This window comes from Variovorax sp. Soil_C_26, assembly GCF_057657075.1.
Map to the genome: position 1 here is coordinate 670,522 of NZ_JBDGJC010000002.1, position 24,772 is coordinate 695,293.

Below are 24,772 nucleotides of genomic sequence, written 5' to 3' on the forward strand. Positions count from 1 at the left end.
CTCATTCCTTGATGTTGGCCGACTCCACGATCTTCTGGTTGCGCGCGTATTCGGCCTGGACGAACTGGCCGAACTGCTCGGGCGTGCCGCTGCCGGGCAGGGCGCCCTGCTCGGCGAGCTTGCTGCGCACCTGCGGCTCGGCGAGCACCGCGTTCAGTTCCTGGTTCAGGCGCGCCACCACCGCGGGCGGCGTTTTGGCCGGCGCGAAGATCCCGGTCCAGCTCACCATGTCGTAGCCCTGGAGGCCCGGCATCTCGGCGAAGGTCGGCACGTCGGGCAGCGCGGCGAGGCGCTGGCTGCCGGTGATGCCCAGCGCCTGCAGGCGCTTGCCGTTCACATGCGGTATCGCGCTGGTGCTGACGAGCATCGCGAGGTCGACCTGGTTGCCGATCACGTCGGTGGCGATCTGCGCGCCGCCGCGGTAGGGCACATGGGTCACGAAGATGCCGCTCTTCTGCTTGAGAAGTTCCATCGCGAGCTGCAGCACCGTGCCCACGCCCGAGGTGGCGTAGTTGTAGGTGCCCGGCTTCGCCTTGGCGAGCTTCACGAAGTCGGCGTAGCTGCGGGCCTCCAGGCCCGGGCGCGCCACCAGCACCATGGGCGCGGTGTTGAGCATGCCGACCGGCGCCAGGTCCTTGAGCGGATCGAATTTGAACGCCGCGGGATTGACCAGCCGCCCGATCGCTATCGCGCTGTCGGGGCCGACCACGAGCGTGTAGCCGTCGGGTGCCGCATTGACGGCCTTGGCCACGCCGATCGCGCCGCCCGCACCTGCCACGTTCTCGATGACCACCGACTGCTTGAGCCGTTCGGCCAGCCGCGTGGCGACAAGGCGCGCGTTGACGTCCACGCTGCCGCCCGCGGTGAAGGGCACGACCAGCGTGATCGGCCGGGCAGCGGGCCAGGCCGCCTGCGCGAGGGCAGCGGCGGGAAGCACCGAACCCAGGGCGGTGGCGAGAAGAAGGAGGCGGCGGGAGGTGTTCATGGGGTGGCTCGTTGCGGTGGGTCGGAGGGCGGCGTTTCTGCGAGAAGGCGGGCGCGCAGCGCGTCGAAAGCGGCGCTCCACTCGGTGCGCCAGGCGCGGCGCTGGGTGTCGTCGATCCATGCGCCGTCGAGCCCGTTGTGCATGAAGCTGCGCAGGTCGTCCAGGCCGAAGCCGAAGTCGCGCACCATCATGAGCCAGGCTTGCGTGGGCGTGACCTTGTGCAGCGTCGGGTCGTCGGTGTTGGGGTGGATGCGCAAGCCCAGGCCGGGCATCCGGCGGATCGGATGGTCGAGCGCCCAGCGCGCCGGCGGCAGCGTGCGCAGGTAGTAGGAATTGGTCGGCACCACGGTGAAGAGCACGCCGCGCTCGGCGCACTCCCGCGCGAAATCGGGCTGGTCGACCACCGTGTAGCCATGGTCGATGCGGTCGACCTGCAGCAGGTCGAGCGCGGTGCGCACGTTGGTCCACGGCATGCCGAACTCGCCCGCATGCGCCGTGGTCCTGAGCCCCGCGTGCCGAGCCTCGGCGTAGGCGCGCGCAAACAATTCGGGCGGCCGGTCGACCTCGCGGTAGTCGATGCCGATGCCGACCACTTCGTCGCAGCGGTGGGCCTTGAGCCACTCGACCATCTCGACGGCGGCCTCGGGGCTCGCCTCGCGGTCGATCGCAGCGATGAGACGGCCCGTGATGCCGAACGCCTGCTCGGCGTCGTGGATCGCGCGCACGATCGCACCCTGCGCGTGGGCGTAAGCGATGCCCGATGCGTGCACGGTGCCGGTCGGGTTCCAGGAGAACTCGGCATAGCGCACGTTGTGGGCTGCCGCATCCTCCAGGTACTCGTGCGTGAGCTGGTAGAGATCGCCGGGGCTGCGCACCAGCTGCGCATCGAGCGCGCGCAGCACGCGCAGCACGCCGACGGGCTTTTCGCCGCGTGTGTAGAAGCCTTCGATCTCCTCGTCGGCGAGCGGGGCGCCGGCACGCTGGTTGAGCTGCCTGAAGGTCTGGTGCCGCACGGTGCCGAACAGGTGGCAGTGCAGCTCGACCTTTGGCATCTCGCGCAGCATCGATTCGAGCGTGAGGGGCGGCGCGGCGGGGTCGTTCATGCGGCCAGTCTAGGCAGCGCAGAACCATAAGCAAAATTTTGAATTTCTATAATTTGATTCATCCAATCGATGGACCAAGGAAAACCCATGGCCTCGCCACTGCGCGCACTCACGCTGCGACAGCTCCAGTTCTTTTCGGTGCTGGTGCAGGAAGGGCATTTCGGCCGCGCGGCGCGCCGGCTCGCCATCACGCAGCCCGCATTGAGCAACGCGATCAAGCAGATGGAGAAGCTGCTCGGCGCCGAACTGCTGACGCGTTCCACGCATCGGCTGGAGCTCACGGCCGTGGGCGCCGAAGTGCTCGCGCGCACCGATTTCCTCGTCAACACGGTCGAGGTCGCATTGCGCGACATCGAAAGCACCGTGCAGCGCGGCCGCGCCTTCGTGCGCGTGGGCGTGATCCCGTCGGCCAGCGCGCGCGTGACGGCCGCGGCCAGCGAGTTTCTCGCGCGCGGCGGCCACGCGCTCGAGATCGCCTGGCGCGATGCGCCCTCGACCACCTTGCTGGCCGAACTGCGCGGCGGCCAGCTCGACATGGCGGTGGCGGCCATCACCGAGCCGCCCGGCGGGCTGGTCTGCGTGGACCTGTTCCGCGATCCGCTGGTGCTGGTGGTGCGCCGCGACCATCCGCTCGCGGCCGCCGCGCGCACGCGCTGGGAGGCGATTGGCGGCGAGCGGCTCGTGATGTTCGAAAGCGGCAGCATGCCGGCGCTCGGCATTCCCGCGCGGGCGCAGTTCGCGCAGGGCGCGGAGCCCTACCGCGTGAGCTATTCCGAAACGCTCTATGCGCTGGTGCGCAGTGGCCATGCGCTGGGCCTGATGCCGCAGCTCTACACCTCGTCGCTGCGCGATCCCGAGCTGGCCGTGGTGCGGCTCACGCAGCCGCGCATCGAGCGCCGCGTGGTGCTGGCCTACCTGCCGGGGCCGATGCGCAACGTGGCGGCGCAGGAACTGATCGCCTGGCTGGGCGAACGGCTGCCGCGCGGCGCCGGGTCGGCGGGGGCGCGCGCGGGCAGCCGGAAACGGCCGCTGTAGCGGAACACGTCGCCGAACCAGCGGTGGCGCAGCACCATCTTCATGCCGAACGCCTCGGGGTCCTGCGGATCGGGCCGCTCCTCGACATAGGCAGTGCCCATCAGCAGGCCGAGCGGCAGCGGCAGATGCAGCCCGCCGATGCGCCAGACGTAGCCGCGGTCGCGGAACACCAGCGCGCCGTCCTCGGCGCTCACCGCCAGGCGCATGCCGATGCCGAAGCGCACGTATTCGATCACCTCGCCGTGCCGGCGCCCGAGCGCCATGTGCGAGCGGAAGTGGAAGGGCGCGCGGCCTTCGAAGCCGAAGACGCGGTCCCAGTACAGCAGGGCGCTGTCGGGCCGGCAGCGGTAGTGCACGTCGATCGGCACGTTGGCGCCGGTGTAGGGCACCAGCGCGCCGAATACTCGGCCGAAGGGCATCAGCAGCACGCGCGCCCATGGCGCATGGTGCACTTCGTCCATGGTGCCGCGCACGCAGACGTGGTCGGCCGAGAACGGTGCCATCGTGTAGTGCCTGCGGACCACCTCGCCGAGGCACTCCCACCGCGCACCGAGCGCCTGCTGGAAAACCGGGCGGCGGTCCGTCATGCCGCCGCCGGGCCGCTGCGCGTGGCCGTGACCATGCAGTAGTCGAAGTCGCGCCAGAACACGCCCAGCGCGAGCGCGCAGTAGCTGGCGACGATGTGCTTGCGGCGCCACGGGCCGAGCCGGCCGCGTGCCTTCCAGAGTTCGACCAGCGCGAAGCGCGTGGCGAGCAGCGGAATGTGCAGCGCGCTCGGCGCCACGCGCCAGCGCAGCGAACGCACCTCGATGTCGTGGAAGCCGTGCGTGCGCAGCGCGGCAACGAAATCGTCGCGCACCGCGAGCGTCGGAACGGCCCAGCTGTCGGCCCACAGGCGGTGGAGCCAGCCGGCCACGCGGCCCGGCCGCGGCCGCAGCAGGAAGCCGTCGACCACGGCGAGCCGGGCGCCGGGCTTGAGCAGGCGCGCCGCCTCGCGCACGAAATCCGCCTTGGCGGCTCCGCTGGCGTAGCAGGCGCTTTCCACGGCCCAGGCACCGTCGGCCTGCGCGCCGGGCAGGCCGGCGCGCGTGTAGTCGGCCTCGAGGTGCGCTACCCGGTCGGCCACGCCGGCCGCGGCATCGAGCCGTGCGGCGATGCGGTTCTGCACCGCCACGTTGGTGACCGTGACGGCGCAGAGCGCGGGATGATCGGCCAGCAGCGTGCGCGTGGTGGCGCCGGCGCCGCAGCCCAGGTCGACCACGCAGCGGCGCGGCGCCTGCGCCTCGGCCTCGCCGAGCCCGAGCGCACGGCCGACGACCCGGTTCATTTCCACCAGCATCGCTTCGCGCCGGAACGGGTTCAGGCCGAGCCGCCAGAAGCCGAAGTGCATGTTGTAGCTCGGACTCCATGCGCGATAGTCGTCGGCCACTTCGGTGAAGTAGTCCTGCGTATCTGCCTTGGTGACCGTGGCGGCCCCAGGCGTGGCGGGCAAGTGGAAGTCGGGCTGGAAGATGCTGGGCATCGGGGCTCTCTCTTTCTACATTCGGCAGTTGCCGTCGGCACAGGTGCCGCCGCGCGTGTGCGGGCGCGTCAGCAGCGCCACGAGCGGGCGCGGGAGGCGATGGCGGTGGCGCGCAAGCGCGGCGTAGGCGCGATCGGCCAGTCGCGCCACCGGCGGCAGGTCGAGCAGGAAGCCTCCGGCCGGCAGGCCCACGGCCTTGCGGCAGGCGCGGATGGCCGCCACGCCGACATGAAGTCGGCCCTCGGCGTCCACCGCATGAAGCGCCGTCATGAGCGCCTGGCGTGGCGCGGGTCCGCCATGGAAATCTGCGCGCGAGCAATCGACGAGGTGCAGGCGCGCCGCTGCGTCCCGGGATGCCATGGTCTTCATCTCGGCGGCGCAGAGCGGGCAGCTGGCGTCGTAGTAGACGGTCAGCGGGAAGGCGAGGGTGGACGACATATTGTGTTTCCGATATTTCTGTCAAAACAGAAATGAATGGACAAAAAAAGCACCGCTCAGATCATCGGCAGGCCGGCATGGTTCGGATCGGCGTCGCCGGCATCGCCCTGGCTGGCCGACGCCGGCGGGGCCGCGTCCCCGCGCACGAACTTCTGCACGCTCGCGCCCAGGCTCAGTACCTTGTCGAGCGTGCCGGGCGACAGCCGCAGCATCTCGTCGGCCCAGGTGGCGAGCTTGCTCATCAGGTCGAGGGTCGAGCGGATGCGGTCCTGCGCGTCGGCCGGTTCGTTCTGGAAGTCGGGGCTCGCGACGAGCTCGCGCAGCACGCGGACCGTGGGATCGAACTCGCGCTCCTTGCGCTCGCGCACCACGGTACGGAACAGCTCCCAGACATCGACGCTGGTCTCGAAATAGTCGCGCCGGTCGCCCAGCACATGCGTGACGCGCACGAGGTTCCAGGCCTGCAGTTCCTTCAGGCTGTTGCTCACGTTGGAGCGTGCCACGCCGAGCGTCTCGGAAATTTCCTCGGCGTGTACCGGCTTGCCATGGGCGAATAGCAGGGCGTGGATCTGCGACACCGTGCGGTTGACGCCCCACATCGACCCCATTTCGCCCCAGTGGAGAACGAACTTGCGCTGGATGTCGGTGAGTTGCATGCGTGAAAGTCTAATGTTCTTGAAATTTCTGTCAATACAGAAATCAGATTCTGTGGGATGGTGCAGGAGCAAAAATAACTGTATAAACATACAGTTTTCAGCCAAGAGGTCGCCATGCCAGCCGCTCTCATCCCGATCCATGCCATCAAGGGCCGCGGTGCGGCCACGCGCCTGGCGCACCGCTTCTCGCGCGACGAGCGCAACGACTTCGACGACGGCTGGGGCACGCTCGCCGACGAGGCGGCTGAGTCCGACGGCCTGGCGCCGCTCGCGACCGAAGTGCGCTTCGAAGACGTGAAATCGGTGCTCAACCAGAACGAATCGCCCGACATCTCGTTCGACCGCTCGCTCAACCCCTACCGCGGCTGCGAGCACGGCTGCATCTACTGCTTCGCGCGGCCCACGCACAGCTATCTCAACCTGTCGCCGGGGCTCGACTTCGAGACCCGGCTCATTGCCAAGCGCAACATCGTCGAGGTGCTGCGCGGTGAGCTCGGGCGCAAGGGCTACCGGCCCAGCCACATCGCGATCGGCACCGCGACCGACTGCTACCAGCCCATCGAGCGTGAGCTGCGGCTCACGCGCGCGGTGCTCGAGCTGCTGCAGGAGACGCGGCACCCGTTCGCGCTGGTCACCAAATCGAGCACGGTGGAGCGCGACCTCGACTTGATCGCGCCGATGGCCGCCCAGCGGCTGGCCGCTGTCTACATCACCGTGACCACGCTCGACGGCGATCTGGCCCGCAAACTCGAGCCGCGCGCCGCCGCGCCGCACCGGCGGCTGCGCACCATCCGCACCTTGGCCGAAGCCGGCGTGCCGGTGGGCGTGAGCGTGGCCCCGCAGATCCCGTTCGTGAACGAGGACATGGAGCAGGTGCTCGAGGCTGCCTGGGAGGCGGGTGCGCGCAGCGCGTTCTACACGGTGATCCGGCTGCCGTGGGAAGTGGCGCCGCTGTTCAAGGAATGGCTCGAACTGCACTACCCGCAGCGCGCGCAGCGCATCATGGCGCGCATCCACGAGATGCGCGGCGGCAAGGACTACGACGCCGACTTCGCCACGCGCATGAAAGGCAGCGGGCTCTGGGCCGACCTGATCCACCAGCGCTTCGAGAAGGCAACGCGCCGCATCGGCTTCAACCGCGAGCGCATCGCCCTCGACCTGGACGCCTTCCGGCCGCCGGGCGCGGCGGGGCAGGGGCTGTTGTTCTAGGGTCAGTCCCCATGGGCTTGCATGGGAGGGGGCCTCCAAATCAAGGTAGATTCGTAAACAAGGGGCGTGGGCCTTCGCGAACCGACCACAGGGAGTAGTTGCGCATGGATGGAATCTGGCTGGTGGTGATGGGTGTTTCCGGCTGCGGCAAATCGACGCTCGGCGAAGCGCTGTCCAGCGCGCTGTCGCTGCCGATGATCGAAGGGGACGACCACCATCCCCCCGAGAACCATGAAAAGATGAGCAAGGGCATTGCGCTGACCGACGCCGACCGGGCCGGCTGGCTCGACGCGCTGGGCCAAGCCCTCGCCGCCGAGCCGCGCGGTGCGGTGCTGGCCAGTTCGGCGCTCAAGCGCGCCTACCGCGACCAATTGCGCGCGGCCGTGCCCGATCTGAAGTTCGTCTTCATGGAGATCGACCGCGCGGAGAGCGAGCGCCGCGTCGCGTCGCGCGCCGGCGCGCACATCTTTCCCGCGAGCCTGGTGGCCAGCCAGTTCGAAACACTCGAATCGCCGGTGGGCGAGGACGGGGTGATCACGGTCGATGCGACCACGCCCGTGGAGGAACTGGTGGCGCAGGTCAGGCGCGCGCTGTCGGCCGAGCGCGGCTGAGACGCACCCGGCCGGTTCAATGCGGCCGGTTCAATGAGGCCGGGTCAACGAGGCCGGGTCGTCAGATCACTTCCGGCCACTGCGTGTGGAAGAACTCGCCCGCGGGCTTGTCCACGCGCTCGTAGGTGTGCGCGCCGAAGAAGTCGCGCTGCGCCTGCAGCAGGTTTGCGCTCAGGCGCTCGGTGCGGTAGCTGTCGTAGTACGCCAGCGAGGCGCTGAACGCCGGTACCGGAATGCCGTGGCTCACCGCGAGCGCCACCACCTCGCGCCAGTTCTGCTGCGTGCGGTTCAGCAGGTCCTTGAAGAACGGATCGAGCATCAGGTTGCCGAGCGCGGGGTCGCCGCGGTAGGCGTCGGTGATGTGGTTCAGGAAGCGCGCGCGGATGATGCAGCCGCCGCGCCAGATCGCGGCGATGCGGCCGAGGTCGAGCTTCCAGTCCTTCTTCTCGCCCATGGTCTTCATGAGGTCGAAGCCCTGCGTGTAGCTGATCACCTTCGAGGCATAGAGCGCATCGTGCACCTTGGCCACCAGCGCCTTCTTGTCGATCGACAGTTCGGCCTTCGGGCCCTGCAGCAGCTTGCTCGCCGCCACGCGCGCCTGCTTCTGCGACGAGAGCACGCGCGCCTCGACAGCGGCGTTGATGGTGCTGATGACCACCGCGTTCTCCGCGGCGTTGATGAGCGTCCATTGCCCCGTGCCCTTCTGGCCGGCCTTGTCGAGAATGACGTCGACCACCGGCTGGCCGGTCTCCGGGTCTTTCTGCTCGAGCGCCTTCGCGGTGATCTGGATCAGGTAGCTCTGCAGCTCGCCCTCGTTCCACTCGCTGAAGACGGCGGCCATCTCGTCGGTCGTGAAGCCCGCTGCCTTGAACAGGCTGTAGGCCTCGCAGATCAGCTGCATGTCGCCGTACTCGATGCCGTTGTGCACCATCTTCACGTAGTGGCCCGCGCCGCCCGGGCCGATGTGGATCACGCAGGGCTCGCCGTCCACCTTGGCGGCAATGCTCTCGAAGATCGGCTTCATCACCTCCCACGTAGAGAGCGGGCCGCCCGGCATGATCGACGGACCCTTGCGCGCGCCTTCCTCGCCGCCCGAGACGCCTGCGCCGATGAAGCGCAGGCCCTCGCCGGCGAGCCAGGCGTCGCGGCGCTCGGTGTCGCTGTAGAGGCTGTTGCCGCCGTCGATCACGATGTCGTCCTTGTCGAGCAGCGGGATCAGCTGTTCGATCACCTGGTCGACCGGCGCGCCGGCCTTGACCATGATCTGGACCTTGCGCGGCCGCGCCAGGCTCTGCACGAAGTCCTCGAGCGTCTTCGCGCCCACCAGCTTCTTGCCGGGGTGAGCGGCGACGAAGGCCTCGGTGGTGGCTTCGGTGCGGTTGTAGACGCTGACCTGGAAGCCGCGGCTTTCCACGTTCAGCACCAGGTTCTGGCCCATCACGGCCAGGCCGATCAGTCCGAAATCGCTTTTCTTGTCGTTCATGGCCCTTCTTTCGTGTGCGGTCGATGTGACGGGCATTGTGCCGGGCGTGCCGGCACGCTGCCATGAAGGCCGTCTATACCCGCTTGGCAAGCGCCCGAGGCGTGGGTATGTTGGTGCCATGAACGCAAACAGCCCGCCCGCCGTCCGTACCTGGTCGACCGACGCCGCGCCGCCGTCGCAGCGGCTCGACTACTGGGTCGGCGCGGTCTGCGAGGGTTTCCTCGAGATGGACGTGACCAGTTCGCTCGCGGGCAGCTTCAGCGCCACGCTCGAGTCGGCGCCACTGGGCGCGATCGGCGTGAACCGGGTCCGCGGTTCTGCACAAGACGTGTACCGCACCCGGCGCGCCATCGCCCACAGCCGCAGCAACTACTACTACCTGCTGTGCAAGACCGATTCGCCCTGGGTCGCCGCACAGGACGGCCGCACGGCGCGCCTGCTGCCGGCCGATCTTGTGCTCGTCGACTCGCGCCGGTGCTACGAGTTTCATTTCCTGCAGTGCGCCGACACGCTGTCGCTCGAACTGCCGACGGCGTGGGTCGAGTCATGGCTGCCTCGCGCAAGTGACCATCAGGTGCGGCGCATCGACGGGCAGTCGGGCTGGGGTCGCGTGCTGAGCGGTTTCGTGCAGCAGCTGTCGCCGCAGGCCGTGCTGAGGCCTCCGTTGCCAGCAGCCTTGCTGACCGACCAGCTCGGTGGGCTGCTCGCACTTGCGGCAGGCGCCGACCCGGCTTCGGCAACGTGCGAGGGCGAGCGTGCCGCGCTGCGGCGGCGTGTGCTCGATGCCACGCGGGAGCGCCACGCCGAGCCGGGGCTAACTGCCGCCAAGGTGGCGTGCGGGCTCGGCATTTCGGAGCGCAGCCTCCACCGCTGCCTGGCCGGCGGCGCGACCACCTTCGCCACCGCGCTCGCCAGTTTTCGCATGGAGGTTGCGCGACGCATGCTGTGCGATGCGCGTTTCGACCGGCTCGGCATTGCCGAGATCGGCTTCCGCGTCGGATTCACCGACGCATCGCACTTCGTGCGCCAGTGCCGCCGGCATTTCGGCGCCACACCAGGCGCCTTGCGGCGCCACCGCTGAGACAGAGGCCGCATCCAGCAGGCGCCCGGCAGGCATCGGCCATTCGCCTGTCGGCGAGCGGCCATCCGGGCGGCCGCATGTTGCCTAAAGTCGTCTTCATCACGACCAAGAAGGAGACATGCATATGTCGGACACCTATGTTCTGGTACACGGCGCCTGGCACACCGGCGCCGAAATGGAAGCCGTGGCCGGCAGCCTGCGCGAGGCCGGCCACGGGGTGCATTGCCCCACGCTCGCGGGCAACCGCGCCGACGACGACCGCTCGCGCATCGGCCTCGAGGATGCCATCGAATCGGCTGTCCGCTTCATCGAGGAGAAGGACCTGGGCGATGTCCGTCTTGTGGGCCACAGCTATGGCGGCATGGTGATTTCGGGTGTGGCGGACCGCATCGCGCAGCGACTGAAGCGGCTGGTGTACGTCAACGCCTTCGTGCCGCTCGACGGGGAATCGCTCAACGACATGGTGCCGCCGCACTACATCGCGATGTTCGATGCCATTGCCGGCGCCAACGGCAATGCGGTGACCCTGCCATTCGAGGTCTGGCGCGAAGCCTTCATCAACGATGCCGACCTGCCGCTCGCGCAGGCCAGCTACGAGCGGTTGAACCCGCACCCCTACCGAACCTTCACCGACAAGATCCGGCTTTCCCAACCGCTGGCGGCATTGCCGCTCGGCAAGTCCTACGTCAATTGCCTGCAGGACACGGCCATGCCGCACAGCCTGCCATGGCATCCGCGTCTGTCGGAGCGGCTTGGCTTGTTCAGGCTGGTGGAATGCCCGGGCAGCCACGAGATGTTCTTCTCGAACCCGATGCGGCTGGCGCAGGCCATCCTGGAGGCGGGGCGCGACTAGCGCTGGCGGCCACTCGCCGCTGCGCCGCTCAGCGGTTGAACAGCGCGTCGTACACGCGGATCGACGCATAGGCATCGTTGGCCGCGTAGCGGATCTGCGCCGGCGAGAGCTGCCGGTTGGCCCAGTTCGAGGTGGTGGCTTTGCGCGACTTGATGAAGCGCTGGTTGAAGACCAGCGCGACGGCGGTCTTCACGCCCACCGACTTGCGGTAGCCGCGGCGGCGGAACTCGTGGTCGATGTCGACCACCGCCTGCGGCTCCACCGCGAGCCGCCGGCGCAGCAGCGAAAGGTCGCTCGACAGGCCGAAGCCGACCTTCTGCAGCGCGGTCGAGGCGACCAGCGCCGCGAGCACGTCGTTGCATTCGGTGCGATGGAGCTGGAACAGCCAGGCGGCCGTGGGCGTGGCGAACTGCACCACGTGCGGACCGCCCGAAACCTCGTTCTTCGCGAAGGTCGGCTTCGACTCGGTGTCGAAGCCGACCACGCGCGCGTCGAGCAACGCCACGGCGGCGCGCTCGGCGTCTTCCCGCGTCGCGACCACCACGATGCGCGGGAGGTCCAGCCCTTCGAAGGGCGCCAGCAGCGCGATCTGTTCGCGCTCGGGCAGCGGCGGGAGTAGGGCGGGGTCGTGGTTCAACGGGCGGGCGCTTTCTTTTTCCTGGCGGGTGCGGTTTTCTTGGCGGGCTTGGGCGCATGGCCCGAGCGCAGGGCGGCTTCGTAGGCGCGGCGGCCCCAGACCGCGGCTTCCTCGCGATCTTCGAACAGCTCGGCCGGGGCCTGGCGGTACGACATGGGCATTGCCTTGCCCTGGCGTTCGTAGGTGAAGGGCGGCAGGTCGAGCCGGTCGAAATGTGCAGCGCTTTCGGCGTCGCACTTGAGGTAGAGCGTGTCCTTGAACACCAGCGCGATCATGCGGCCGTCGTGCCAGACGCCGTGGCCGCCGAACATGCGGCGCGTCTCGATGCGGCCGATGCGTTCGAAGGTCTCGTGCAGGCTCTCGACGAAGGCGCTCATGAAAGGATGAATGAAGGGATCTCAGCCGTGGCGCTTGGCCGGCCCCGGCGGATGCCAATGGTAGGCGACCCGTTCGCGTCCGCTCGCGGGATGGTGGTCGACCGCGCCGCGCACCAGGCCGTAGCGTTCGTAGAAGCGCTGCGCCGCCGTGTTGCCGACGGCCACATGGAGCTTCCAGCCGAGCGGCATGCGCACACCGGCCTCGTCGAGCAACGCCTGCCCGAGGCCCTGGTTGCGCAGGTGGGGCTCGACGAAGAGCTGCGCCACGTAGCTGCGCCGCCCCAGCAGTACCATGAACGCGAGCACCTGGCCTTCGCGCTCCGCCAGCACCACGTCGGCCGGCGCAATGAACTCGGCCTGCACGCGCCGCAGCCAGTGCGTGATGGGTTCGACGACGCTGGTATTGCGATGGGCCGCGATCCAGGCGCGGCGCCAGATGCCGGCCAGTGCCAGGCTCTCCTCGGCGTTGCCGTCGCGGGAGCGCAGGCGGAAGGCGGGGATCTGCGCGGCCGACATGTCATGCACGCAGCGTCTGTGCGTGGTGCGCGATGTGGTCCGCCATGAAGGTCTGGATGAAGTAGTAGCCGTGGTCGTAGCCCGCATGGCGCCGCAGCGTGAGCGGCTGGCCGGCGGCGAAGCAGGCGGCCTCGAAGGCTTCGGGATGCAGCTGCTCGGCCAGGAATTTGTCGGCCAGGCCCTGGTCGATCAGGATGCCCTGCGGATAGGGCGCGGCGGTCTGCGACTTCATGAGTGCGCTGGCGTCGTACACGAGCCACTGCGCGCGGTCGCCGCCGGGCTCGCCGAGGTAGCCGCCGAAGGCCTTCTCGCCCCAGGGGCACTGCGTGGGCGCGCAGATCGGCGCAAAGGCCGACACCGACAGAAAGCGCCCCGGATGCCGCAGCGCGAGCGTGAGCGCGCCATGACCACCCATCGAATGGCCGAAGATGCCGAGCCGCTCGCCGTCGATGGCGAAGTGTTCCGCCACGAGGGGAAGCAGTTCCTGCATCGTCCAGCTCTCCATGCGCCAGTGGGTGGACCAGGGCGCTTCGGTGGCGTCGAGGTAGAAGCCGGCCCCGATGCCGAAGTCCCAGCTGGCGGTGGCGCCGGGCAGGCTTTCGGCGGCGCTGCCGCGCGGGCTGGTGTCGGGCGCGATCAGCGCGATGCCGAGGCTCGCGGCCATGCGCTGCGCGCCGGCCTTTGTCGCAAAGGTCTCCTCGTTGCATGTCAGGCCCGCAAGGTAGAGCAGGGCCGGCACGCGCTGCTGCGCGGCCTGCGGCGGCAGGTAGACCGAGAAGCGCATCGGCAGTCCGATCTCGCGCGAGGCATGCTCATAGAAGCCCTGCACGCCGCCAAAGGCATGGTGCTCGGAGAGGGTGGTGAGGGTGTCGGTCATGAAGAAGAAGGAGCGGTCAGCAGAAGGGGTACGAGCTCGCGCACGGCATCGGCAAAGATGCGCGGCACTTCCTGCGGCATGTTGTGGCCCACGCCGGGCACGAGCCGGTGCGAGCGCGGGCCGCTGAAGCAGTGCGCATGGGCCGAGGCCTCGGCGGGCGGGCGCACGCCATCGTCGGCGCCGTCGAAGGTGATGGCGGGCACGCGGATCACCGGCTGCGCGGCGAGCCGGCGCTCGATGTCCGCGCAGGCCGGGTCGCCCGCGACGAGCCCGAAGCGATGGCGGTACGAATGGACCACCACCTCGACGAAGTCCGGGTTGTCGAAAGCCGCGGCGCTGCGCTCGAAGGTGGCATCGTCGAATGCCCACGTCGGCGACCAGAGGCGCCAGAGCAGCCGCGCAATCGCGCGCCGGTCCCGGGCGAGCCCGGCGCGGCCGCGCTCGCTGTGGAAGTAGTACTGGTACCAGAGGCTGTGCTCGTTGGCCGGCGTGTCGGGCACCATCGCCTTCGCGATGTTCTGGATGTTGTAGCTGTTGAACGAGACCAGCCCCGCGCAGCGCTCGGGCCAGAGCGCTGCCACCACGCAGGCGGCGCGGCCGCCCCAGTCGTAGCCGGCCAGCACTGCGCGCGGGATGCGAAGCGCGTCGAGCAGCGCGAGCAGGTCGGCGCCGAGCGCGGCCTGTTCGCCCGAGCGCGGCGTGGCGTCGCTCAGGAACCGCGTGGCGCCGTAGCCGCGCAGGTACGGCACGATCACGCGGCAGCCGCTTTCGGCCAGCATCGGTGCCACCTCGGCATACGCATGGATGTCGTACGGGAAGCCGTGCATCAGCACTACCGGCGGGCCGTCGGCCGGGCCGGCCTCGAAGTAGGCGACGTCGAGCACGCCGGCCTGCACGGTGCGCAACGGTTCCATGCGGTCCATGGCTGGCCCCTTCGCGTTCAGTACAGGACGACGCCGCGGATCGATTCGCCGCGCTTCATCAGGTCGAAACCCTTGTTGATATCTTCCAGCGGCATGGTGTGGGTGATCAGGTCGTCGATGTTGATCTTGCCTTCCATGTACCAGTCGACGATCTTCGGCACGTCGGTGCGCCCGCGTGCGCCGCCGAAGGCCGAGCCTTCCCACTTGCGGCCCGTGACGAGCTGGAACGGCCGCGTGCTGATCTCGGCGCCGGCCTCGGCCACGCCGATGATGATGCTGCGGCCCCACCCCTTGTGCGTGCATTCGAGCGCCTGGCGCATCACCTTGGTGTTGCCGATGCATTCGAAGCTGTAGTCGGCGCCGCCGTCGGTCAGCTGCACGATGGTGTCGACGACGTTCTCGCCGGCTGCCTCGAGTTGCTTCGGGTTGATGAAGTGCGTCATGCCGAACTTGCGCGCCATGGCTTCGCGCTCGGGGTTCAGGTCGACGCCGATGATCTTGTCGGCGCCCACCATCTTCGCGCCCTGGATCACGTTCAGGCCGATGCCCCCGAGGCCGAACACCACCACGTTGGCGCCGGCCTCCACCTTGGCCGTGAAGAGCACCGCGCCGATGCCGGTGGTGACGCCGCAGCCGATGTAGCAGACCTTGTCGAAGGGCGCGTCCTCGCGGATCTTGGCAAGCGAGATCTCGGGTGCCACCGTGTAGTTGCTGAAGGTCGAGGTGCCCATGTAGTGGAAGATGGGCTTGCCGTCGAGGCTGAAGCGCGAGGTGGCGTCGGGCATCAGGCCCTTGCCCTGGGTACCGCGGATCAGCTGGCAGAGGTTGGTTTTGCGGCTCAGGCAGAACTTGCACTGGCGGCATTCGGGCGTGTAGAGCGGAATGACGTGGTCGCCCTTCTTGAGCGTGGTCACGCCCGGGCCGACGTCGACCACGATGCCCGCGCCTTCATGGCCGAGGATGGCCGGGAAGATGCCTTCGGGGTCGGCACCCGAGAGCGTGTAGTAGTCGGTGTGGCAGATGCCCGTGGCCTTGATCTCGACCAGCACCTCGCCGAATTTCGGTCCTTCGAGGTCCACGGTTTCGATGGTCAGGGGGGCGGCGGATTTCCAGGCGACGGCGGCTTTGGTTTTCATGGGCGTTGGGGGCAGGAAGGCAAAGGAAAGAGGATAGCGGGCCTGCGTTCAGGCGGGGCCAGCGGCAAAGATACCCGACATTCCCGTGAAGCCGGGCAGGTGGCGAAAGCGCCAGATCCAGTGGCGCAGCGCCGGGTATTCGTCAAGCGCGATGCCGCCTTCCCCCGCCAGCGCGGCATAAGGAAAGCAGGCCAGGTCCGCGAGCGTGGCGTGTGGGCCGGCCAGCCACGTATCGCCGCCGCTGGCCCGCTCGGCCAGGTGGTCGTCGAGCAGGCGAAAGACCGCATGCGCTCCGCGGCGGCAGGCCGCGATGTCGAGGTGCGTGTAGCCGAAGGCGTCGTGCAGCCGCGCGGCGGACGCGGTGCGCGTGAGCTCATCGGCAATGGCGAACCACATCGCGATCTCGCCGCGCAGCCGCGCATCGTCGGGGTACCAGCGGCCTTCGGCGTCGTAGCGGGTTGCCAGGTAGACGAGGATCGCCTGCGCGTCGCGCAGCACGAAGCCGTCGTCGTCGATGACCGGCAGCTGCCCGAGCGGATTGACGCGCGCCAAAAACGCCGCCGACCGGTGCGCGCGGCCCGGATGGAAATCCACCGGCACGCTGCGCCAGCCGTGGCCGAGCCAGGCGAGCAGCTGCCGCACCTTGAAGCAGTTGCCCGAGAGGGCGTAGTCGTAGAGCGTGATCATGCGGCCGGCCTCACGCCGAAGCGCATGCCGCGCTCGCGCAGCCAGCGGCGGTAGGTGACCGACGAGGTGTCGCCACGCGTCGGCGTTTCGGCGCGCCCCTCGAGCGGCATGCGCTTGAAGGCATGGTTCTCGAGGATCGGCTTGTCCTGGCCGAAGATGGTGTGCTGGAAAGCGATGAGCTCGGCATCGCTCGATGTGTCGTCGAAGCAGGCCAGCAGCGTGTGCGCGATCACATGCTCGTCGTCGATCGGCTGCAGGAAAAGCCCGATGGCGTCGAGCGCGCCGGCCCGGGAACTCGACTTGTAGAGCATGGCCGAGAAGGGCTGCATCACGCGGTACTTGTAGAGCACCTCGCTGCCGCTGCCGTCGTGCGCGGCCGAGGCGCGCGGCTGCCAGAAGCGGCAGTCGGTGGCCCAGATCTCGCCGCTGGCCGCATCGACCTGCACCTGGTACTTCGCCACTTCGGTGTGCGGCACGGCGCCCAGGCAGCCGGCATGCACGAACGGAAAGTGCGCCATGTCGAGGAAGTTCTCGATCACGCGCAGCCCCGAGACCGCCACGCCGATGCCGCCGCAGTCGACCAGGCGGCGCCCGGCTTCGCCGTATTCGGGAAAGTCGAACAGCTCGCGCGCGGGCCGGCCGCTCGGGCAGACCCAGAGATAGCCGTAGCGCGACTGCACCGCGAGCGGTTCTTCGCCGAGGCGGCATTGCACGGTACCGGCTGCGTCGCGCCAGAGCTGCAGGGTTTCGCCGAGCAGGCGCACGGCATGCGGCCGCGCGGCACTGCAGCCGGCCAGCGCCGAGGCGGGGCCGACGGCGAGCCACTCGTCGAGCATGTTGGGATCGTCCGTGATGAAAGGCATGGCGGGTTCAGGCAGTCTGTGCGGGTTGCAAGGCTTCTTCGACGCTGCTGCGCAGGTCGCGCGCGGCGATGTGCAGGTTCTTCATGGCCTCGCTGCCCGGTGCGGCATCGGTCCAGAGGTGAACGAACGCGAGCTGGGCCCGGGCGTCGAGCACCAGCGCGGCGGTGTCGGCGCCTCCGAGCCTGCCCCGCAGGGCGGTGGGCCCTTTGGCGGCGAAGCCGTGCGCCGCCAGCGCGCGGCGCGCCTCAGTGGATGAGGTGCGCAGGCCCAGCGTGCGGCAGAACAACCAGCCGGCGGGCACCGCATCGGCGGGAGGCGCCTCGGCCGGCGCCGCATCCCCAAGGTTCACCCACAGCATGCCCGCGGCTTCGGCCGCGTGGAAGGTCTTGGCGCAGACGCTGGGTGGAACGGCCATCGAAGGATGTGCGGGAATGCGCACGCACTGGCCGCTGCCCGCCGCGTACTGCCAGCCGTGGTAGGCGCAAGCCAGGCGATCTCCGCCCACCACCTGGCCGAGCGTGAAGCGCACGCTGCGGTGCGGGCAGCGGTTCTCCCAGGCTTGCGCGGTGCCGTCGGCGGCGCGCCAGAGCGCGAGCTCCTGGCCGCAGGCGAAGCCCGCCACGATGTTGGCGCCCGGCAGCAGCTCGGCCGAGCGCGCGACGGGATGCCAGGTCGAAGTGTCTTCAGTGCTCGTCATGATGCGCGCCACCATAGCGCAAGTCGCGTCGCGGGCGCCACGCCGATAATGGCGCCGACGCCTGCCACTCCTCCATTCCATCGCCATGAAGAAAATCCTCGTCCTCAACGGCCCCAACCTCAACCTGCTCGGCACCCGCGAGCCCGAGCAATACGGACGCGACACCCTGGCCGACGTCGAGCGCCTGTGCCAGGAGGCCGGCACGAAGCACGGCGTCGAGATCGAGTGCCGCCAGTCCAACCATGAAGGCGTGCTGATCGACTGGGTCCAGGAAGCCGGCCGCGAGGTGGCTGCTGGCCGCCTGCTCGGCGTGGTGATGAACCCGGGTGCCTACACCCACACCTCGATCGCGCTGCACGACGCCATCAAGGGCGCGAGCGTGCCGCTCATCGAACTGCACATCTCGAACGTGCATGCGCGCGAGTCGTTCCGCCACCATTCATACATCTCGCCGGCCGCCAAGGGCATCATCGTGGGGCTGGGCGTGAAGGGCTACGCGCTGGCGATCGCCGCGCTGGCGGGTTAGTCGACCTGCTTCGGCGCCGTGGCCTTCCAGCTGCGGCTGATGTGGCCGTGCACGTCGACGCTCTCGAGGTGCACGTCGAAGCCCCAGAGCCGTGCGACGTGCTTGAGCACTTCGTCTGCGTTGTCGTGCAGCGGCAGGTTGTTGCGCTGCGTGTGCCGCAGCGTGAGCGCGCGGTCGCCGCGCATGTTGACGTTCCAGACCTGGATGTCGGGCTCGCGGCTGCCGATGTCGTACTGGCGTGACAGCGATTCGCGCAGCGCCTGGTAGCCGCTGTCGTCGTGGATGGCCGAGACCTCGAGTTCGGGATCGCTCTGGTGGTCGCGGATCGCGAACATCCGGAAGTCGCGCATCGTCTTCGGGCTCAGGAACTGGCCGATGAAGCTCTCGTCCTTGAAGTTGCGCATCGCATAGTCGAGCGTCTTGACCCAGTCGGTGCCCGCGAAGTCGGGGAACCAGCGGCGGTCTTCCTCGGTCGGGTTCTCGCAGATGCGCCGCAGCTCGGTGAACATCGAGAAACCGAGCGCGTAGGGGTTGATGCCGCTGTAGGCGCGGTGGCCGACCGGCGGCTGGAAGATCACGCCTGTGTGCGAACTGAGCCATTCCATCATGAAGCCGTCGGCGAGCTGGCCGCGGTCGTACATGGTGTTGAGCAGCGTGTAGTGCCAGAAGGTGGCCCAGCCTTCGTTCATGACCTGGGTCTGGCGCTGCGGGTAGAAGTACTGCGCGATCTTGCGCACGATGCGGACCACCTCGCGCTGCCAGGGCTCGAGCAGGGCGGCATTCTTCTCGATGAAATACAGCAGGTTCTCCTGCGGTTCCGAAGGAAAGCGCCGTGACGAATCGGTTTCGGTCGCCTGCTCGCTCTTGCGCGGCAGCGTGCGCCAGAGGTCGTTGACCTGCTGCTGCATGTGGCGCTCGCGCTCGGCGCGCTGCAGGCCCTCCTGCGCGAGCGAGCGCTTCTGCGGCCGCCGATAGCGGTCGACCCCGTAGTTCATGAGCGCGTGGCACGAGTCGAGCAGTTGCTCGACCGCATCCACGCCGTGGCGCTCTTCGCATTCGGCGATGTAGTGGCGGGCGTAGACGAGGTAGTCGATGATCGACGACGCGTCGGTCCACATGCGGAACAGGTAGTTGCCCTTGAAGAAGCTGTTGTGGCCGTAGGCCGCATGGGCGATCACGAGCGCCTGCATGGCCATGGAGTTTTCCTCCATCAGGTAGGCAATGCAGGGGTCGGAGTTGATGACGATCTCGTAGGCCAGCCCCATGTGGCCGCGGCGGTAGTTCTTTTCGGTGGCGATGAACTGCTTGCCGTACGACCAGTGGCGATAGATCATGGGCATGCCAACGCTCGCGTAGGCGTCCATCATCTGCTCGGCCGTGATCACTTCGAGCTGGTTCGGGTACACGTCGAGCCCGTAGCTCCGTGCGGTCTTGGCGATCTCGGTGTGGTAGGTCTCGATGAGGTCGAAGGTCCAGTCCGACGGGCTTGGCAGGCGTTCGAGCCGCGCCTGCGGCGGGAAGTCGAATGCGGTGGTCATGCGGTGGCTCCCTCCTTCTTGAAGAGGTCTCGGAACACGGGGTAGATGTCCCGCGCCTCCGACACCTTGCGCATCGCGAAGTTGGGCTCGATGCCCTGCAGCTGCGCGTATTCCTGCCACAGGTTCTGCTCGGTCTCGGCGACCTGCACGTAGGCGTAGTAGCGCACCACCGGCAGGATGTTCTCGACCAGCAGCTGGCGGCAGCGCCCGCTGTCTTGATGCCAGTTGTCGCCGTCGCTGGCCTGCGCGCCGTAGATGTTCCACTCGCCGCTCGGGTAGCGCGCCTTGACGATCTCGTCCATCAGCACCAGCGCGCTCGACACGACCGTGCCGCCGGTTTCGGTGGCGTGGAAGAACTCGTCCTCGCTCACCTCCTGCGCCTGCGTGTGGTGGCGCAGAAACACCAGGTCGATGGTCTCGTAGTGGCGTGTGAGGAACATGTAGAGCAGCATGAAGAAGCGCTTGGACATGTCCTTGCGCGCCTCGTCCATCGAGCCAGACACGTCCATGAGGCAGAACATCACGGCCTTGGCGCTCGGCACCGGCGTCTTCACGCGGTTGCGGTAGCGCAGGTCGATCGGATCGATGTAGGGCACGTGCCGCATGTTGCGGCGCAGTTCGGCGATGCGCTCCTCGGTTTCGCGGATCTCGGTCTGGATGAAGGCCTGCGCCGCCTGCGGATGCGCCTGCAGGTGCGCAAGGTGCGCCTCGAGGCGCTTGAGCTCCTTGCGCGGTTCGCCGCCGAGCGCGATGCGGCGGGCCAGCGCGCCGCGCATCGAGCGCACCACATGCAGGTTGTTGGGCGTGCCGTCGTTGGTGAAGCCCGCGCGGTGGCTCTTCCATTCGGGCACGTCGGCGATCTGCGTGCGCACCAGGTGCGGCAGCGCGAGGTCGTCGAAGAAGACGCGCATGAACTCCTCGCGCGTGAGACGGAACACGAAGTCGTCCTCGCCCTCGCCGCCGTCGCCGGCCTCGCCGCTGCCCGAGCCGCCGCCCGCCTGGCCCTCGGGCCGCGCGATGCGGTCGCCCTTGATGTACTCCTGGTTCCCCGGGTGCACGTACTCGCGGTCGCCGCCGCGCGCATGGCCGAACACCGGTTCGGACACGTCGCGGCGCGGCAGGGTCACGTCCTCGCCCTGTTCCAGTTCGCGGATGTTGCGCCCGGTCACCGCGCGCCGCACGGCCTCCTGGATCTGCCCGCGGTAGCGGCGCAGAAAGCGCTCCCTGTTGCCGATGGATTTGTTCTTGCCCGAGAGCCGGCGGTCGATGATCTGCTGCAGGATGGCCACGATGTCTGTTCCCTCAAGGACGAATCAGGACGCGTTCCTCACGAACTCTTGCGCACCCGCAGGTACCACTCGCAGAGCAGGCGCACCTGCTTGGCCGTGTAGCCCTTCTCGACCATGCGGGTCACGAAGTCCTCGTGCTTCTTCTGCTCTTCGGCACTGCTCTTCGTGTTGAAGCTGATGACCGGCAGCAGCTCTTCGGTGTTGGAGAACATCTTCTTCTCGATGACCGCGCGCAGCTTCTCGTAGCTGGTCCAGGCGGGGTTGCGCCCGGCATTGCCCGCACGTGCGCGCAGCACGAAGTTGACGATCTCGTTGCGGAAATCCTTCGGGTTGCCGATGCCCGCGGGCCGCTCGATCTTCTCGAGTTCGCCGTTGAGCGCGGCGCGGTCGAACACCTCGCCCGTGTCGACGTCGCGGAACTCCTGGTCCTGGATCCAGTAGTCGGCATAGGTGACGTAGCGGTCGAAGATGTTCTGGCCGTACTCGCTGTAGCTCTCGAGGTAGGCCGTCTGGATCTCCTTGCCGATGAATTCGGCATAACGCGGCGCCAGCAACTCCTTGATGTAGCTGATGTACTTCTGCTCGGTCTCGGGCTGGAACTGCTCGCGCTCGATCTGCTGCTCGAGCACGTACATCAGGTGCACCGGGTTGGCCGCGACCTCGGAGCTGTCGAAGTTGAAGACCTTCGAGATGATCTTGAAGGCGAAGCGCGTCGAGACGCCGCTCATGCCTTCGTCGACGCCCGCGTAGTCGCGGTATTCCTGGATCGACTTGGCCTTGGGGTCGGTGTCCTTGAGGTTCTCGCCGTCGTAGACCTGCATCTTGCTGTAGATGCTCGAGTTCTCGGGCTCCTTCAGCCGCGTGAGCACCGAGAACTGCGCCATCATGCGCAAGGTTCCGGGCGCGCAGGGCGCCTGCGAGAGCGAGGAGTTGCGCACCAGCTTCTCGTAGATCTTGATTTCCTCGGAGGCGCGCAGGCAGTAGGGCACCTTGACGATGTAGATCCGGTCGAGGAACGCCTCGTTGTTCTTGTTGTTGCGGAAGGCCTTCCACTCGCTCTCGTTGCTGTGCGCCAGCACGATGCCGTCGAACGGAATGGCGCCGAAACCCTCGGTGCCCTTGAAGTTGCCTTCCTGCGTGGCCGTGAGCAGCGGATGCAGCACCTTGATCGGCGCCTTGAACATCTCAACAAACTCCAGCAGGCCCTGGTTGGCGAGGCACAGGCCGCCCGAGTAGGCGTAGGCGTCCGGGTCGTCCTGCGCATAGGTCTCGAGCTTGCGGATGTCGATCTTGCCGACCAGCGAGGAGATGTCCTGGTTGTTCTCGTCGCCCGGCTCGGTCTTGGCGACGGCGATCTGCCGCAGCACCGACGGGTAGCGCTTGACCACCTTGAACTGGCGGATGTCGCCGCCGTATTCCTCCAGGCGCTTGACGGCCCAGGGCGAGAGGATGCGGTTGAGGTAGCGCCGCGGGATGCCGTATTCCTTTTCGAGGATCTCGCCGTCTTCGACCGCGCTGAAGAGGCCCAGCGGCGTCTCGTTGACCGGCGAACCCTGGATCGCATAGAAGGGCACCTGCTCCATGAGCTGCTTCAGCCGCTCGGCGATCGAGCTCTTGCCGCCGCCCACGGGGCCGAGCAGGTAGAGGATCTGCTTCTTCTCCTCGAGTCCCTGGGCGGCATGCCGGAAGTACGACACCACCTGCTCGATGGCGTCCTCCATTCCGTAGAACTCCCTGAACGCCGGGTAGATCTTGATCACCTTGTTGGCGAAGATCCGCGAGAGCCGCTGGTCGTTGCGCGTGTCGACCAGTTCGGGCTCGCCGATGGCCTTCAGCATGCGCTCCGAGGCCGTGGCATACGCGGTGGGATCGCGTTTGCAGATGTCCAGGTAGTCCTGCAGCGACAGGACTTCCTCCCGGGTGCGCTCGTAGCGGGCGGCAAAGTTGCTGATCACATCCATGGTCACGCCTCCATCAGGTCTGCGGGTATTCGCCCGAAGCCTGCAGCCGCAATGCGTCGCAACTTTTTGAAGGTGTGCCCGCCCCAAGGCTGCAAGCCGTGGAAAACTCCCTTAAATCAAAATCTGCACAACCAGCATAAAGCAAAGAGTGCACCCGAAATATTGATTGTTAAATCAGAACCACAGTCGCAAGTAAAGTTCCCAGCACAGGCCCGCACGATTTTTGCAATACGGCTAAATTCCAAGGTTCGGCAATCAGACTCACGCCGTGGCGACAGCCCGTGAAACTACCTATGGCGATCGGTCTCGCCATCCATTGGGTTCCTCCTATTGAGTGGCCTGCAAATGGGTCCATGCCCAATAACGCACGGCGTGCTGTTTAGGTTTATTGCTCAATCCAGAAAAATATAAAAGCAAGCGCCACGCCATGCGGTGATGCGCCGGTTGCGCATGTGGACGTGGGAAAGCGCGCCTACGTGCGGTCGGCGTGCTTCAGGGGCGGGGGATGCGCGGCACCGATCAGGGTCGGGCGCGCACCAGGGTCGTGCGAGCGGCAGGGGCGCCGCCGTTTCTTCAGCTGAAGAATTCCTTGGCCTTGTCGAGCCAGCCCTTGTCGGTGGGGCTGTGCTTTTCGCCGCCCTTCTTGAGCGACTCGTCGAGTTCCTTCAGCAGCTTGCGCTGATGCTCGGTGAGCTTGACCGGCGTCTCCACGCGCACGTGGCAGTACAGGTCGCCCGGGTAGCTCGAGCGCACGCCCTTGATGCCCTTGCCGCGCAGGCGGAACTGCTTGCCGCTTTGCGTGCCGTCGGGAATGTCGATGGCCGCGGCACCGCTGAGCGTGGGCACGCTGATCTCACCGCCCAGCGCCGCGGTGGTGATGCTCACGGGCACCACGCAGTGCAGGTCGTCGCCGTCGCGTTCGAACAGTTCGTGCTTCTTGAGCCGGACCTCGATGTAGAGATCGCCCGGCGGCCCGCCATTGGTGCCGGGCTCGCCGTTGCCGGTGCTGCGAATGCGCATGCCGTCGTCGATGCCGGCCGGGATCTTGACCTCGAGCGTCTTGTTGTTCTTGATCTTGCCCTGCCCGTGGCAGGTGGCGCAGGGCTCGGGAATGATCTTGCCGCTGCCGTGGCAGGTGGGGCAGGTCTGCTGCACGCTGAAGAAGCCCTGGCGCATCTGCACCGCGCCCGCGCCGTGGCAGGTGGTGCAGGTGATCGGCTTGGTGCCGGGCTTGGCGCCCGAGCCCTTGCAGGTGCCGCAATCGTCCCAGCTGGGGATGCGGATCTGGGCTTCCTTGCCCTCGGCCGCTTCCTCGAGCGTGATCTCCATGGCGTAGCTCAGGTCGCTGCCGCGGAACACCTGGCGGCCGCCGCTCGTGCGGCCTCGGGCCCCGCCGAACACGTCGCCGAAGATGTCGCCGAAGGCCTCGGCAAAGCCGCCGAAGCCGTCGGCGCCCGGGCCGCCGCGCATGTTGGGGTCGACGCCCGCGTGGCCGTACTGGTCGTAGGCCGCGCGCTTCTGGCCGTCGGAGAGCATTTCGTAGGCTTCCTTGACCTCCTTGAACTTGGCCTCGGCGTCCTTGCTGGTGTCGCCATGGTTGCGGTCAGGGTGGTGCTTCATCGCAAGCTTGCGATAAGCCTTCTTGATTTCCTCCTCGCTCGCGTTCTTGGGGACGCCGAGGGTTTCGTAGTAGTCGCGTTTTGTGGCCATGGCTGGTTCGGTCGGGGCGGGCGTGGAGCCGGAACTTGAAGCGAGAAAGGCTGGAGCAC

25 protein-coding genes and 1 pseudogene are annotated in these 24,772 nt (G+C 67.7%); 6 read left to right on the forward strand and 20 right to left on the reverse strand.

The window, feature by feature from the left end:
• Window position 1 precedes the first annotated feature (1 nt).
• The gene (locus AC3A6G_RS08685) at window positions 2–985 is read right to left on the reverse strand and encodes a Bug family tripartite tricarboxylate transporter substrate binding protein (protein WP_487873550.1); all 984 of its coding nucleotides are present in this window, start codon (window positions 983–985) and stop codon (window positions 2–4) included.
• Window positions 982–2,088 carry an adenosine deaminase gene (gene add, locus AC3A6G_RS08690; protein ID WP_487859862.1) on the reverse strand — a complete coding sequence of 369 codons (1,107 nt, stop codon included), beginning with the start codon at window positions 2,086–2,088 and terminating at the stop codon, window positions 982–984. Before add ends, AC3A6G_RS08685 begins: the two co-directional genes overlap by 4 nt.
• 87 nt (window positions 2,089–2,175) lie before the next feature.
• Here add and AC3A6G_RS08695 point away from each other — a divergent pair, with 87 nt between their 5' ends.
• On the forward strand, window positions 2,176–3,123 hold the full coding sequence (locus AC3A6G_RS08695) for a LysR family transcriptional regulator (RefSeq protein ID WP_487873551.1): 948 nt from the start codon (window positions 2,176–2,178) through the stop codon (window positions 3,121–3,123).
• 44 nt (window positions 3,124–3,167) lie between these two features.
• Here AC3A6G_RS08695 and AC3A6G_RS08700 read toward each other — a convergent pair.
• The 4 genes and pseudogenes from AC3A6G_RS08700 to AC3A6G_RS08715 form a co-directional block, all read right to left on the reverse strand.
• Window positions 3,168–3,710: pseudogene (locus AC3A6G_RS08700) on the reverse strand (DUF4166 domain-containing protein); the annotation flags it as partial.
• Window positions 3,707–4,645 carry an SAM-dependent methyltransferase gene (locus AC3A6G_RS08705; RefSeq protein ID WP_487873552.1) on the reverse strand — a complete coding sequence of 313 codons (939 nt, stop codon included), beginning with the start codon at window positions 4,643–4,645 and terminating at the stop codon, window positions 3,707–3,709. The gene AC3A6G_RS08705 and the pseudogene AC3A6G_RS08700, both read right to left, overlap by 4 nt.
• Window positions 4,646–4,660: 15 nt before the next feature.
• Complete coding sequence (locus AC3A6G_RS08710; protein ID WP_487873553.1) at window positions 4,661–5,083, reverse strand: thiol-disulfide oxidoreductase DCC family protein; 423 nt, start codon at window positions 5,081–5,083, stop codon at window positions 4,661–4,663.
• Between the two features lie 56 nt (window positions 5,084–5,139).
• The gene (locus tag AC3A6G_RS08715; RefSeq protein WP_487873554.1) at window positions 5,140–5,739 is read right to left on the reverse strand and encodes a GbsR/MarR family transcriptional regulator; all 600 of its coding nucleotides are present in this window, start codon (window positions 5,737–5,739) and stop codon (window positions 5,140–5,142) included.
• A 114-nt stretch (window positions 5,740–5,853) separates the two neighbouring features.
• Between AC3A6G_RS08715 and AC3A6G_RS08720 the strand changes: the two genes are divergently transcribed.
• Together AC3A6G_RS08720 and AC3A6G_RS08725 are read left to right on the forward strand one after the other, a co-directional pair.
• On the forward strand, window positions 5,854–6,948 hold the full coding sequence (locus AC3A6G_RS08720; RefSeq protein WP_487873555.1) for a PA0069 family radical SAM protein: 1,095 nt from the start codon (window positions 5,854–5,856) through the stop codon (window positions 6,946–6,948).
• Window positions 6,949–7,052: 104 nt separating this feature from the next.
• Entirely contained in the window at window positions 7,053–7,559 is a 507-nt protein-coding gene (locus AC3A6G_RS08725) for a gluconokinase (protein WP_487863503.1), read from the forward strand.
• Between the two features lie 61 nt (window positions 7,560–7,620).
• Here AC3A6G_RS08725 and gnd read toward each other — a convergent pair whose 3' ends face one another.
• The gene (gene gnd, locus AC3A6G_RS08730; protein WP_487859869.1) at window positions 7,621–9,042 is read right to left on the reverse strand and encodes a decarboxylating NADP(+)-dependent phosphogluconate dehydrogenase; all 1,422 of its coding nucleotides are present in this window, start codon (window positions 9,040–9,042) and stop codon (window positions 7,621–7,623) included.
• 118 nt (window positions 9,043–9,160) lie between these two features.
• Between gnd and AC3A6G_RS08735 the strand changes: the two genes are divergently transcribed.
• Together AC3A6G_RS08735 and AC3A6G_RS08740 are read left to right on the forward strand one after the other, a co-directional pair.
• The gene (locus AC3A6G_RS08735) at window positions 9,161–10,123 is read left to right on the forward strand and encodes an AraC-like ligand-binding domain-containing protein (RefSeq protein WP_487859870.1); all 963 of its coding nucleotides are present in this window, start codon (window positions 9,161–9,163) and stop codon (window positions 10,121–10,123) included.
• A 124-nt stretch (window positions 10,124–10,247) separates the two neighbouring features.
• On the forward strand, window positions 10,248–10,976 hold the full coding sequence (locus AC3A6G_RS08740; protein WP_487873556.1) for an alpha/beta fold hydrolase: 729 nt from the start codon (window positions 10,248–10,250) through the stop codon (window positions 10,974–10,976).
• Window positions 10,977–11,004: 28 nt separating this feature from the next.
• Here the strand turns inward: AC3A6G_RS08740 and AC3A6G_RS08745 are convergent, their stop codons facing one another.
• From AC3A6G_RS08745 to AC3A6G_RS08785, 9 genes are read right to left on the reverse strand one after another with little or no spacing between them, the layout of a single operon-like run.
• The gene (locus AC3A6G_RS08745; protein WP_487863506.1) at window positions 11,005–11,613 is read right to left on the reverse strand and encodes a 3'-5' exonuclease; all 609 of its coding nucleotides are present in this window, start codon (window positions 11,611–11,613) and stop codon (window positions 11,005–11,007) included.
• Window positions 11,610–11,990, reverse strand: coding sequence for a TfoX/Sxy family protein (locus AC3A6G_RS08750; protein ID WP_487859873.1), 381 nt, complete (start codon window positions 11,988–11,990; stop codon window positions 11,610–11,612). The genes AC3A6G_RS08745 and AC3A6G_RS08750 overlap by 4 nt, the downstream gene beginning before the upstream one ends.
• Window positions 11,991–12,011: 21 nt before the next feature.
• Window positions 12,012–12,506 carry a GNAT family N-acetyltransferase gene (locus AC3A6G_RS08755; RefSeq protein ID WP_487860053.1) on the reverse strand — a complete coding sequence of 165 codons (495 nt, stop codon included), beginning with the start codon at window positions 12,504–12,506 and terminating at the stop codon, window positions 12,012–12,014.
• A 1-nt stretch (window position 12,507) separates the two neighbouring features.
• Window positions 12,508–13,383, reverse strand: coding sequence for an S-formylglutathione hydrolase (gene fghA / locus AC3A6G_RS08760; protein WP_487863507.1), 876 nt, complete (start codon window positions 13,381–13,383; stop codon window positions 12,508–12,510).
• A complete protein-coding gene (locus AC3A6G_RS08765) occupies window positions 13,380–14,306 on the reverse strand; it encodes an alpha/beta fold hydrolase (protein WP_487863508.1) in 927 nt (308 codons plus the stop codon). The genes fghA and AC3A6G_RS08765 overlap by 4 nt, the downstream gene beginning before the upstream one ends.
• Window positions 14,307–14,323: 17 nt before the next feature.
• The gene (locus AC3A6G_RS08770; protein WP_487863509.1) at window positions 14,324–15,442 is read right to left on the reverse strand and encodes an S-(hydroxymethyl)glutathione dehydrogenase/class III alcohol dehydrogenase; all 1,119 of its coding nucleotides are present in this window, start codon (window positions 15,440–15,442) and stop codon (window positions 14,324–14,326) included.
• 48 nt (window positions 15,443–15,490) lie between these two features.
• Entirely contained in the window at window positions 15,491–16,129 is a 639-nt protein-coding gene (locus AC3A6G_RS08775) for a glutathione S-transferase family protein (protein ID WP_487859877.1), read from the reverse strand.
• The gene (locus tag AC3A6G_RS08780) at window positions 16,126–16,992 is read right to left on the reverse strand and encodes an aromatic ring-hydroxylating dioxygenase subunit alpha (RefSeq protein WP_487859878.1); all 867 of its coding nucleotides are present in this window, start codon (window positions 16,990–16,992) and stop codon (window positions 16,126–16,128) included. Before AC3A6G_RS08780 ends, AC3A6G_RS08775 begins: the two co-directional genes overlap by 4 nt.
• Window positions 16,993–16,999: 7 nt before the next feature.
• Entirely contained in the window at window positions 17,000–17,689 is a 690-nt protein-coding gene (locus tag AC3A6G_RS08785; RefSeq protein WP_487873557.1) for a Rieske 2Fe-2S domain-containing protein, read from the reverse strand.
• An 85-nt stretch (window positions 17,690–17,774) separates the two neighbouring features.
• Here AC3A6G_RS08785 and aroQ point away from each other — a divergent pair, with 85 nt between their 5' ends.
• Entirely contained in the window at window positions 17,775–18,215 is a 441-nt protein-coding gene (gene aroQ, locus AC3A6G_RS08790; RefSeq protein WP_487859880.1) for a type II 3-dehydroquinate dehydratase, read from the forward strand.
• On the opposite strand, the gene AC3A6G_RS08795 is transcribed toward aroQ, so the two are convergent.
• The 4 genes from AC3A6G_RS08795 to dnaJ all read right to left on the reverse strand — a co-directional run bounded on the left by AC3A6G_RS08795 (window position 18,212) and on the right by dnaJ (window position 24,713).
• On the reverse strand, window positions 18,212–19,753 hold the full coding sequence (locus AC3A6G_RS08795) for a SpoVR family protein (RefSeq protein ID WP_487873558.1): 1,542 nt from the start codon (window positions 19,751–19,753) through the stop codon (window positions 18,212–18,214). The genes aroQ and AC3A6G_RS08795 overlap by 4 nt on opposite strands.
• Entirely contained in the window at window positions 19,750–21,042 is a 1,293-nt protein-coding gene (locus AC3A6G_RS08800; RefSeq protein WP_487859882.1) for a YeaH/YhbH family protein, read from the reverse strand. The genes AC3A6G_RS08795 and AC3A6G_RS08800 overlap by 4 nt, the downstream gene beginning before the upstream one ends.
• 38 nt (window positions 21,043–21,080) lie before the next feature.
• Window positions 21,081–23,003, reverse strand: coding sequence for a PrkA family serine protein kinase (locus AC3A6G_RS08805; RefSeq protein ID WP_487859883.1), 1,923 nt, complete (start codon window positions 23,001–23,003; stop codon window positions 21,081–21,083).
• A 573-nt stretch (window positions 23,004–23,576) separates the two neighbouring features.
• Entirely contained in the window at window positions 23,577–24,713 is a 1,137-nt protein-coding gene (dnaJ, locus tag AC3A6G_RS08810) for a molecular chaperone DnaJ (protein ID WP_487863516.1), read from the reverse strand.
• Window positions 24,714–24,772: the final 59 nt, after the last annotated feature.

What these genes read in the sequence shown, in the direction of transcription:
- AC3A6G_RS08685 (WP_487873550.1), bottom strand. Translation starts at nt 985, where the DNA reads ATGAACACCTCCCGCCGCCTCCTTCTTCTCGCCACCGCCCTGGGTTCG.
- add (WP_487859862.1), bottom strand. Translation starts at nt 2,088, where the DNA reads ATGAACGACCCCGCCGCGCCGCCCCTCACGCTCGAATCGATGCTGCGC.
- AC3A6G_RS08695 (WP_487873551.1), top strand. Translation starts at nt 2,176, where the DNA reads ATGGCCTCGCCACTGCGCGCACTCACGCTGCGACAGCTCCAGTTCTTT.
- AC3A6G_RS08705 (WP_487873552.1), bottom strand. Translation starts at nt 4,645, where the DNA reads ATGCCCAGCATCTTCCAGCCCGACTTCCACTTGCCCGCCACGCCTGGG.
- AC3A6G_RS08710 (WP_487873553.1), bottom strand. Translation starts at nt 5,083, where the DNA reads ATGTCGTCCACCCTCGCCTTCCCGCTGACCGTCTACTACGACGCCAGC.
- AC3A6G_RS08715 (WP_487873554.1), bottom strand. Translation starts at nt 5,739, where the DNA reads ATGCAACTCACCGACATCCAGCGCAAGTTCGTTCTCCACTGGGGCGAA.
- AC3A6G_RS08720 (WP_487873555.1), top strand. Translation starts at nt 5,854, where the DNA reads ATGCCAGCCGCTCTCATCCCGATCCATGCCATCAAGGGCCGCGGTGCG.
- AC3A6G_RS08725 (WP_487863503.1), top strand. Translation starts at nt 7,053, where the DNA reads ATGGATGGAATCTGGCTGGTGGTGATGGGTGTTTCCGGCTGCGGCAAA.
- gnd (WP_487859869.1), bottom strand. Translation starts at nt 9,042, where the DNA reads ATGAACGACAAGAAAAGCGATTTCGGACTGATCGGCCTGGCCGTGATG.
- AC3A6G_RS08735 (WP_487859870.1), top strand. Translation starts at nt 9,161, where the DNA reads ATGAACGCAAACAGCCCGCCCGCCGTCCGTACCTGGTCGACCGACGCC.
- AC3A6G_RS08740 (WP_487873556.1), top strand. Translation starts at nt 10,248, where the DNA reads ATGTCGGACACCTATGTTCTGGTACACGGCGCCTGGCACACCGGCGCC.
- AC3A6G_RS08750 (WP_487859873.1), bottom strand. Translation starts at nt 11,990, where the DNA reads ATGAGCGCCTTCGTCGAGAGCCTGCACGAGACCTTCGAACGCATCGGC.
- AC3A6G_RS08755 (WP_487860053.1), bottom strand. Translation starts at nt 12,506, where the DNA reads ATGTCGGCCGCGCAGATCCCCGCCTTCCGCCTGCGCTCCCGCGACGGC.
- fghA (WP_487863507.1), bottom strand. Translation starts at nt 13,383, where the DNA reads ATGACCGACACCCTCACCACCCTCTCCGAGCACCATGCCTTTGGCGGC.
- AC3A6G_RS08765 (WP_487863508.1), bottom strand. Translation starts at nt 14,306, where the DNA reads ATGGACCGCATGGAACCGTTGCGCACCGTGCAGGCCGGCGTGCTCGAC.
- AC3A6G_RS08770 (WP_487863509.1), bottom strand. Translation starts at nt 15,442, where the DNA reads ATGAAAACCAAAGCCGCCGTCGCCTGGAAATCCGCCGCCCCCCTGACC.
- AC3A6G_RS08775 (WP_487859877.1), bottom strand. Translation starts at nt 16,129, where the DNA reads ATGATCACGCTCTACGACTACGCCCTCTCGGGCAACTGCTTCAAGGTG.
- AC3A6G_RS08780 (WP_487859878.1), bottom strand. Translation starts at nt 16,992, where the DNA reads ATGCCTTTCATCACGGACGATCCCAACATGCTCGACGAGTGGCTCGCC.
- AC3A6G_RS08785 (WP_487873557.1), bottom strand. Translation starts at nt 17,689, where the DNA reads ATGACGAGCACTGAAGACACTTCGACCTGGCATCCCGTCGCGCGCTCG.
- aroQ (WP_487859880.1), top strand. Translation starts at nt 17,775, where the DNA reads ATGAAGAAAATCCTCGTCCTCAACGGCCCCAACCTCAACCTGCTCGGC.
- AC3A6G_RS08795 (WP_487873558.1), bottom strand. Translation starts at nt 19,753, where the DNA reads ATGACCACCGCATTCGACTTCCCGCCGCAGGCGCGGCTCGAACGCCTG.
- AC3A6G_RS08805 (WP_487859883.1), bottom strand. Translation starts at nt 23,003, where the DNA reads ATGGATGTGATCAGCAACTTTGCCGCCCGCTACGAGCGCACCCGGGAG.
- dnaJ (WP_487863516.1), bottom strand. Translation starts at nt 24,713, where the DNA reads ATGGCCACAAAACGCGACTACTACGAAACCCTCGGCGTCCCCAAGAAC.